Origin of the sequence: Streptosporangium minutum (assembly GCF_002149035.1) — a bacterium.
Taxonomy (GTDB): Bacteria; Actinomycetota; Actinomycetes; order Streptosporangiales; family Streptosporangiaceae; genus Streptosporangium; species Streptosporangium minutum.
The window spans coordinates 22,763-30,290 of record NZ_NGFP01000103.1 but is presented as its reverse complement, the minus strand read 5'-3'; the positions used below and the strand labels follow the sequence as shown (position 1 = coordinate 30,290).

General features: G+C 66.4%; 8 protein-coding genes and 1 tRNA gene. 6 read left to right on the top strand and 3 right to left on the bottom strand.

The features are described from left to right. The 3 genes from CA984_RS22140 to CA984_RS22130 all read right to left on the bottom strand — a co-directional run. Positions 1-366: GNAT family N-acetyltransferase (locus tag CA984_RS22140; protein ID WP_242676097.1), on the bottom strand; the 366-nt coding region annotated here is incomplete at its 3' end. An 87-nt stretch (positions 367-453) separates the two neighbouring features. Continuing rightward, positions 454-1,221: a helix-turn-helix domain-containing protein gene (locus CA984_RS22135; RefSeq protein WP_086575405.1), complete on the bottom strand. Its 768-nt coding sequence runs from the start codon at positions 1,219-1,221 to the stop codon at positions 454-456. 110 nt (positions 1,222-1,331) lie between these two features. After that, positions 1,332-1,414 (bottom strand) — tRNA-Leu (locus tag CA984_RS22130). Between the two features lie 115 nt (positions 1,415-1,529). On the opposite strand from CA984_RS22130, the gene CA984_RS22125 reads away from it, so the two are divergent. The 6 genes from CA984_RS22125 (at position 1,530) to CA984_RS22100 (ending at position 7,528) form a co-directional block, all read left to right on the top strand. Next, on the top strand, positions 1,530-2,129 hold the full coding sequence (locus CA984_RS22125) for an ANTAR domain-containing response regulator (protein ID WP_086575413.1): 600 nt from the start codon (positions 1,530-1,532) through the stop codon (positions 2,127-2,129). A gap of 362 nt (positions 2,130-2,491) precedes the next feature. Continuing rightward, positions 2,492-3,664 carry a branched-chain amino acid ABC transporter substrate-binding protein gene (locus CA984_RS22120; protein ID WP_242676096.1) on the top strand — a complete coding sequence of 391 codons (1,173 nt, stop codon included), beginning with the start codon at positions 2,492-2,494 and terminating at the stop codon, positions 3,662-3,664. A 157-nt stretch (positions 3,665-3,821) separates the two neighbouring features. Further along, entirely contained in the window at positions 3,822-4,790 is a 969-nt protein-coding gene (locus CA984_RS22115) for a branched-chain amino acid ABC transporter permease (RefSeq protein WP_086575401.1), read from the top strand. Beyond that, positions 4,787-5,956 carry a branched-chain amino acid ABC transporter permease gene (locus CA984_RS22110; RefSeq protein WP_086575398.1) on the top strand — a complete coding sequence of 390 codons (1,170 nt, stop codon included), beginning with the start codon at positions 4,787-4,789 and terminating at the stop codon, positions 5,954-5,956. Before CA984_RS22115 ends, CA984_RS22110 begins: the two co-directional genes overlap by 4 nt. Then, positions 5,953-6,768 (top strand): ABC transporter ATP-binding protein, encoded by an 816-nt coding sequence (locus CA984_RS22105; protein WP_278249054.1) that lies wholly within the window; start codon positions 5,953-5,955, stop codon positions 6,766-6,768. The genes CA984_RS22110 and CA984_RS22105 overlap by 4 nt, the downstream gene beginning before the upstream one ends. Further along, positions 6,758-7,528, top strand: coding sequence for an ABC transporter ATP-binding protein (locus CA984_RS22100; RefSeq protein ID WP_086575395.1), 771 nt, complete (start codon positions 6,758-6,760; stop codon positions 7,526-7,528). Before CA984_RS22105 ends, CA984_RS22100 begins: the two co-directional genes overlap by 11 nt.

The following is a 7,528-nucleotide window of genomic DNA, read 5'->3' as shown; positions in this document are numbered from 1 at the left end:
GCTCGGCCGCCCCCGATGCGCGGCCCCCACGACGTAGCCGATCTCCGCGACGTCCAGGCCCGGCCCGGTCAGCATCAGCAGGACCTCACCCATGGGATCCCGGCCGTCGACGGTGATGGCGAGCTGGACCCGCTGCCCGGCCGTCCGTCGCTCCCGGGCCCTCTTGAGGTAGACCTGCGCGGCGTTCAGGTCGAACGGCGAGACCAGCGGCGTCCAGTAGGCCACCTCGGGGTCGTCGAACAGCTCCACCATCGCCGGCAGATCCCCGTCGCCCCACTCCCGGAGCACCAGGCCGTGCCCACTCAGCCGGAGCCCGCCGGGGAAGCTCACCACGACACCGCCGCGATCCTCCTCGGCGCCCCTCACCGCTCACCCATGCCGTCAACTCCCGACTCGCTCCTCCCCAGGAACCTACTCGACCCCCGCCCCGGCACCTGCGCCCCCACCGGCCCGTCAGTACTTCGGCCCCACGAACTCGTCCAGCCGCTCGACCGCCTCCCGCCTGGCCACCGAGACGGTGTTGGGCTTGGAGCGGCGCCATGCCACATCCAGCAGATCAAGTGCCTCCTCGCAGAGCTTCAGGATGTCCTGGGACTCGTTCACGAAGAGGTAGCGCGGGTATTCGTACCAGTGGTCACTTCCGTTGAAGTGCCGACGGACCCGGTTCGTCCCGCGATAGCCGTCCGAGTGCATCAGCCCCCGGACGAAGCGGCCCGGGTGGACCTCGATGATCTCCCGCTGCCATTTATCCAGCGTGATCTCACGTTCATGCTTCCGTCCGGGGCCGTGTTGAGGGAACAGACAGGCCCAATGCTTGGAGTAGCTCTTGACCTCGGTGCAGCCCGGGTGCCGGCGGCGGCTGACGGATGAGGTGGGCATAACTATTGCCATGGTGTCTGCTGCGGCCTCTATCAATCCCGGCCAGGTGTCACAGCATGCCAGTGAGAGTTGATAGACGCCTTTTTTACACAGCAGGATGTGGCCGTCGCCGAGGTAGAGCCCGAGTAGGTAGGCGTAGGCCTCGGAGTCGAGCGCCCGCCCATGGCAGCGAGGACATGAACGGTGCCTTCTGATGTCCTCGTCCTCGCTGGTGCGGCGTGTCCCCGCCCGCCATTTCTGCACGGCGCTGAGAGATACGCCGCAGAGTTCGGCGACTTGACGGTCTATGAGGCCCTGTGCGGAGAGCCGGAGGGCACGGTCAACGGTTTCGCGGGGGTGCATGAAGTAACCATGCCAAGGGTCACCGACAGTTCTCGTCCTACTACAGAAGGTGAGCGGTGATTGGGGGGAAAGAGCGAGTCGTGCAGGGGTGAAGGTCTCTGCGGGATGGGTGCCGGAAGCGGGACTCGAACCCGCACACCCTTTCGGGTAGACGCTTTTGAGGCGTCCGCGTATGCCATTTCGCCATTCCGGCTGATATTTCCGGATCTGTCCGGATTGTGTCTGCCGGTGACGAGCTTACCCAGAACTGGATCAGTCGCAGGCACCGGCGTGGTCCTAATCTAGCGGACATCGGTACTCTCTTGCTCGTGAGTACGCAGCGGCGAGTAGTGATCGCGGAAGACGAGGCGCTGATCCGCCTCGATCTCAAGGAGATGCTGGAAGAAGACGGATATGCCGTCGTCGGTGAGGCGGGGGACGGGGAGGCCGCGGTCAAGCTGGCGCTGGAACAGCGGCCGGATCTGGTGATCCTGGATGTGAAGATGCCCATCCTGGACGGGATCTCGGCCGCCGAGCAGATCGTGTCGCAGCGGATCGCGCCGTGCCTGATCCTCACCGCCTTCTCGCAGCGGGATCTGGTCGAGCGGGCCAGGGACGCCGGGGCGATGGCCTATCTGGTCAAGCCGTTCACCAAGTCCGACCTCGTCCCGGCGATCGAGATGGCGGTCAGCAGGCACGAGGAGATCGCCGCGCTGGAGCGGGAGGTCGGGACACTCTCGGAGCGGCTGGAGACGCGCAAGCTGGTCGAGCGGGCCAAGGGGCGGCTCATGGAGCAGCACGGCTGGAGCGAGCCGCAGGCGTTCCGGTGGATCCAGAAGGCCTCGATGGACCGCAGGTTGAGCATGCGTCAGGTGGCGCAGATCGTGGTGGACGGGACGCCTGGCCCGCCTGAGGCCGAGGAGGCCTGAGGGAGGGCCGCCCGCCGCGTTCCGCCGCGCCGTACGGCACCCGGTCTGCTTCTTGACAAGCCCGCGCATCGCCTTGAGTCAAGGGAGATGCGTGGGCTTTCGCGTACTCGGAGTGATCATTGAGAGGGCGTCAGGCTGCCAGTGACCATTGCTTTTGCCGCTGGTAGCCGAAAAGGATCGGTGTTGTAACGAAACGATAACGGAGGGCCTTACTGTATCGACCCGTAACATCCGCTGGCTGTACTAACCGACACAACCCCCTGGCCGCTCCGTCAGGGGAGGGCATCTGTGAACTCGGCCCCACCACGGGACCGGGTGAAAGGAAGGCAACCTTGCGGCCTAAGACTGCTCGCCTCGGTGGCGTGCTCGCTGCCGGTGTGGCGCTCACCCTCGGTCTCGCTGCCTGTGGTGACGGCGGCACGGAGGCCAAGCCGGCGGACGGCGGCTCCAGCGCTGCCGCTTCCAGCACCGTCAAGATCGGCTTCATGGGTGACCTGACCGGCCCCAACGCCGGCATCGTCATCCCGCCGAGGAACGGTGCGAAGCTCGTCATCGACGAGTACAACAAGACCAACCCGGCCGTGAAGGTCGAGCTGGTGGAGTACGACAGCCAGGGCGACCCCTCCAAGGCCGTCGCGCTGGCCCAGCAGGCCATCAAGACCGACAAGGTCGCCAGCATGATCGGCCCCGCGTTCTCGGGTGAGTCGGCCCAGGTGGGCCCGGTGCTTGAGGAGGCGGAGATCCCCAGCATCACCGCCTCGGCGACCAACACCAAGCTCGCCGAGAACGGCTGGAAGTTCTGGCACCGCATTCTGCCGAACGACAGCGTCCAGGGTCCCGGCATCGCGGACTTCATCGCGGGCGCCGCCGCCGCGAAGAACGTCTTCGTGATCGACGACAAGTCGGAGTACGGCAAGCCCCTGGCCGACGCGGTCCGCGCCCAGCTCACCACCAAGGGCGCCAAGGTCGTCGACGACTCGCTCGACCCGGCGGAGAGCGACTTCTCCTCGGTGGTCAACAAGGTCGCCGCGGCCAAGCCGGACGCGATCTTCTTCGGTGGTTACTACGCCGCGGCCGGCAACCTGCTCAAGCAGCTCCGTGACAAGGGTGTGAAGGACGCGAAGTTCTTCTCCGGTGACGGCTCGCTGGACAGGGGCCTGATCGACGGCGCGGGCGCTCCGAACGCCGAGGGCGCCCTCGTCGGTTGCCCGTGCTACATCGCCACGCCGGACGTCACCGACGCCAAGGTGAAGGGCTTCGCCGACGCCTACAAGGCCGCCTTCAGCGCCGACCCGTCGATCTACGCGGCCGAGGGCTACGACGCGGCGACGGTCTTCATCGAGGCCGTCAAGGCCGGGAACACCACCCCCGACAAGATCAACACCTTCATCGGGACCGTTGACCTGGCCGGTGTCTCCAAGCAGGTGAAGTTCGGGCCCAACGGCGAGGTCGAGGCCAAGGACATCTACATGTACCAGGTCAAGGACGGCGCCATCACGCTGCTCGGCAAGGCCGCCGAGGCCAAGCTGAGCTAGTCGCGGCCTCGAGAACAGTAGGCAGTCGACGCGCGGGAGCGGGAACTCCGCGACGGGTTCCCGCTCCTCGTGTTCTTCCAGAGCGTCCACGAGGCCCTGCTGGGAGCGGTGTGCTATCGACAGTGCAGGCGACCCCCGCTAGAAGTGGTAACCCCTAGTGCTCAATGACTTCATCAACCAGTTCTGGCCGGCCACGATTGACGGCTTGGCCTTCGGATCGATTTACGCCCTGATCGCACTCGGTTACACCATGGTGTACGGCGTGCTACGGCTGATCAACTTTGCGCACTCCGAAGTGTTCATGATCGGAACCTTCGGGGCGATGTTCGTCCCCTTCGTGCTCGGCATCAACTCGGCGCTCACGGGTATCGCCCTGGTGGGCGTGATCATCGCGATGATCCTGGCCGGCATGCTGGCCTCCGCGGGCACCGCGATCGCCCTGGAGCAGATCGCCTACCGGCCGCTGCGCAAGCGCGGGGCCTCCCGGCTCGCGGCTCTGATCTCCGCGATCGGCGCCTCGATCTTCCTGCAGGAGCTGTTCGCCCTGCTGGTGATCCCGGAGGTCTTCAACCGTCCGCAGCAGGGCCGTATCCAGATGGGCCTGCCCCGGCTGATGGAGCGGACCGAGCTTTTCTCGATCTTCGGTCACTCGGTCCGCGTCGACCAGGTGCTGGTGATCGTGGCGGCGATCGGCATGATGATCGCCCTTGACGCGCTCGTGAACCGCACGAAGATCGGCCGTGGTATCCGCGCCACCGCGCAGAACCCCGAGGCGGCCGTCCTGATGGGCGTCGACATCAACAAGATCGTCCGGATGACGTTCCTCATCGGCGGTGGCATGGCCGGCGTGGCCGGTGCGCTCTATCTGATCTCGTATGAGAACACGAACTACTACATCGGATTCCTCTTCGGCATCAAGGCGTTCACCGCGGCGGTTCTGGGCGGCATCGGTAACCTGCGTGGGGCCCTGGTCGGCGGAGTCATGCTCGGTCTGGTGGAGAACTACGGAGCCATCTTCTTCGGCTCCGACTGGAAGCACGTGATCTCCTTCACCATCCTCGTCTTGGTCCTGATGTTCCGCCCCACCGGAATTCTCGGTGAATCACTCCAGCAGGCGCGCGCATGAACCAGAAGAATTCCCTGGCAGGCATCCGTCACCGGCTCGGTCAGTACGGCGACAACATGCACGATCGCTGGCTGAACACGCCCGGCTGGCAGCGATGGATCCTCTACGTGGCTCTGATCATCGGAGCCCTGCTGCTGCCGTCGGAGAGCATCGGCGGCTTCATGTCGCCCTACACCGACTGGGCGAGCATCCTGTTCTTCCCGATCGGCACCTATGTGGTTCTGGCCATCGGCCTGAACGTGGTCGTCGGGCAGGCGGGCCTGCTGGATCTCGGCTTCGTCGCGTTCTACGCCGTGGGCGGTTACGCGATGGCGTTGATCGGCACCAAGCTCGGCTGGAACTTCTGGCTGATCCTGGTGGTGGGCATCGGGATCTGCGCCCTGTCGGGCATCACCCTGGGCGGGCCGACGCTGCGGTTGCGCGGCGACTATCTGGCGATCGTCACGCTGGGCTTCGGTGAGATCATCCGTATCACCGCCCGCAACACCGACGCCATCGGCGGCCCCAACGGCATCCGCGGCATCCCGCACCCCCCGAGCATCGACGAGCTGAACATCTTCGGCGTCGACGTCTACGAGCTCCTCGGGGTGAAGATCTTCAAGTACGGCGTGCTGGACCCGCGGCCCTACTACTACCTGCTGGTCGCGCTGGCCGTCATCGTGATCATCCTGGTCAAGCGCTGGGAGAAGAGCCGGGTCGGGCGCGCGTGGGCGGCGATCCGCGAGGACGAGGACGCGGCCGAGGTCATGGGCGTGCCGACGTTCCGGTTCAAGATGCTGGCGTTCGCCATCGGCGCCTCGATCGGCGGCGCGATGGGCGTGCTGTGGGCCTCCAAGGTCATCTCGCTCAACCCGAACGACTTCCAGTTCCTGCTGTCGGCGACGATCCTGGCCGCGGTGGTCATGGGCGGCGCGGGCAACCTGCCGGGCGTCATGCTGGGTGCGTTCGTGGTGGCGTGGCTGCCCGAGCGCTTCCGCGGCCTGCAGGAGTACCGCATGCTGATCTTCGGCGCGGTGCTCGTGGCGCTGATGATCTTCCGGCCTGAGGGGTTGCTGCCGTCGCGTCAACGCAAGGCGGAGCTGAAAGAGGGAACAGGCGGGATGGGAACGCTCGGCGCCGAGGTGCCCGGGCCGGAGTCGCGTGGTGAGGAGGTGGCCTCCAAGTGAGCGCCGAGGTGAGCGCAGGGACCGGCCAGGAGCGCAGTGCCCGCCCGCTGCTGGAGCTGCAGGGGGTCGTGATGCGCTTCGGCGGCGTCACGGCGCTGAAGGATGTCAGTTTCAGCATCAACGAGGGGGAGATCTTCGCACTCATCGGCCCGAACGGCGCCGGCAAGACCACGATCTTCAACGTGATCACCGGTGTCTACCAGCCGACGGAGGGGCAGGTCCGCTTCGAGGATGAGAAGATCAGCGGCGTCAAGCGCTTCAAGATCACCAAGCGGGGGGTCGCCCGCACGTTCCAGAACATCCGGCTGTTCCACAACATGACGGCCATCGAGAACGTCATGGTGGGCGCGGACGCGCATCACCGCTCGGGCATGGTCAGCGTGGCGCTGGGGCTTCCCTGGCACCGCAAGGCCGAGCGTGAGGGCCGCGCGCTGGCGATGGAGCTGCTCGACTTCGTCGGCATCTCCCACCGCGCCGACGACCACGCGAAGAACCTGCCCTACGGTGACCAGCGCCGGCTGGAGATCGCCCGCGCGCTGGCGACCCAGCCGAAGCTGCTGCTGCTGGACGAGCCGGCCGCCGGTATGAACCCGGCGGAGAAGGTGGCGCTGCAGCAGTTGATCCGGGACATCCGGGACGCCGGCCGGACGATTCTGATCATCGAGCACGACATGAGCCTCATCATGGGCATCAGCGACCGCATCGCGGTGCTGGACTTCGGCCAGAAGATCGCTGACGGTCTGCCGGACGAGGTGCGGAACGACCCCCGGGTCGTCGAGGCGTATTTGGGGGCTCCCGCAGATGCTTCTTGAGATCAAGGACATCCATGTCCACTACGGAAAGATCGCGGCGCTCAAGGGCATCTCGGTCGAGGTGAACGAGGGCGAGATCGTCACGCTCATCGGAGCGAACGGGGCGGGCAAGACCACGACCCTGAAGACGATCTCGGGCCTGCGCGGTCTGTCGTCGGGCACCATCACCTTCGACGGCCAGGACATCAGCAAGCTGCCCGGCCACAAGCGGGTCATGGCGGGCCTGGGGCAGGCGCCCGAGGGCCGGGGCGTCTTCCCCGGCATGACGGTGTACGACAACCTCCTCATGGGCGCCTACACGCGCTCCGGGGACTTCAGCGCCGACCTGGCGGAGGTCTTCGAGCTGTTCCCGCGCCTGGCCGAGCGCAGGACGCAGATGGGCGGCACGATGTCGGGCGGTGAGCAGCAGATGCTGGCCATCGGCCGCGCGCTGATGGCCAAGCCGAAGGTGCTGCTGCTGGACGAGCCGTCGATGGGCCTGGCGCCGCTGATGGTGCAGCAGATCTTCTCCATCATTGAGGAGATCAACCGCCGGGGCACCACGGTGCTGCTGGTGGAGCAGAACGCCCAGCAGGCGCTGAAGCTCGCCCACCGGGCCTATGTGCTGGAGACCGGGAAGGTGGTCAAGAGCGCGCCCGCCGCCGATCTGCTCGACGACCCCGACGTGCAGGCCGCCTATCTCGGCGGCGGTCTCGGTCACGACGTGCCGCCGGAGCGGGACGGGGCGGAGAGCCGCGACGTGCCGGGCGAGCAGGTGTGA

What these genes read in the sequence shown, in the direction of transcription:
- CA984_RS22100 (WP_086575395.1), top strand. Translation starts at nt 6,758, where the DNA reads ATGCTTCTTGAGATCAAGGACATCCATGTCCACTACGGAAAGATCGCG.
- CA984_RS22135 (WP_086575405.1), bottom strand. Translation starts at nt 1,221, where the DNA reads ATGCACCCCCGCGAAACCGTTGACCGTGCCCTCCGGCTCTCCGCACAG.
- CA984_RS22110 (WP_086575398.1), top strand. Translation starts at nt 4,787, where the DNA reads ATGAACCAGAAGAATTCCCTGGCAGGCATCCGTCACCGGCTCGGTCAG.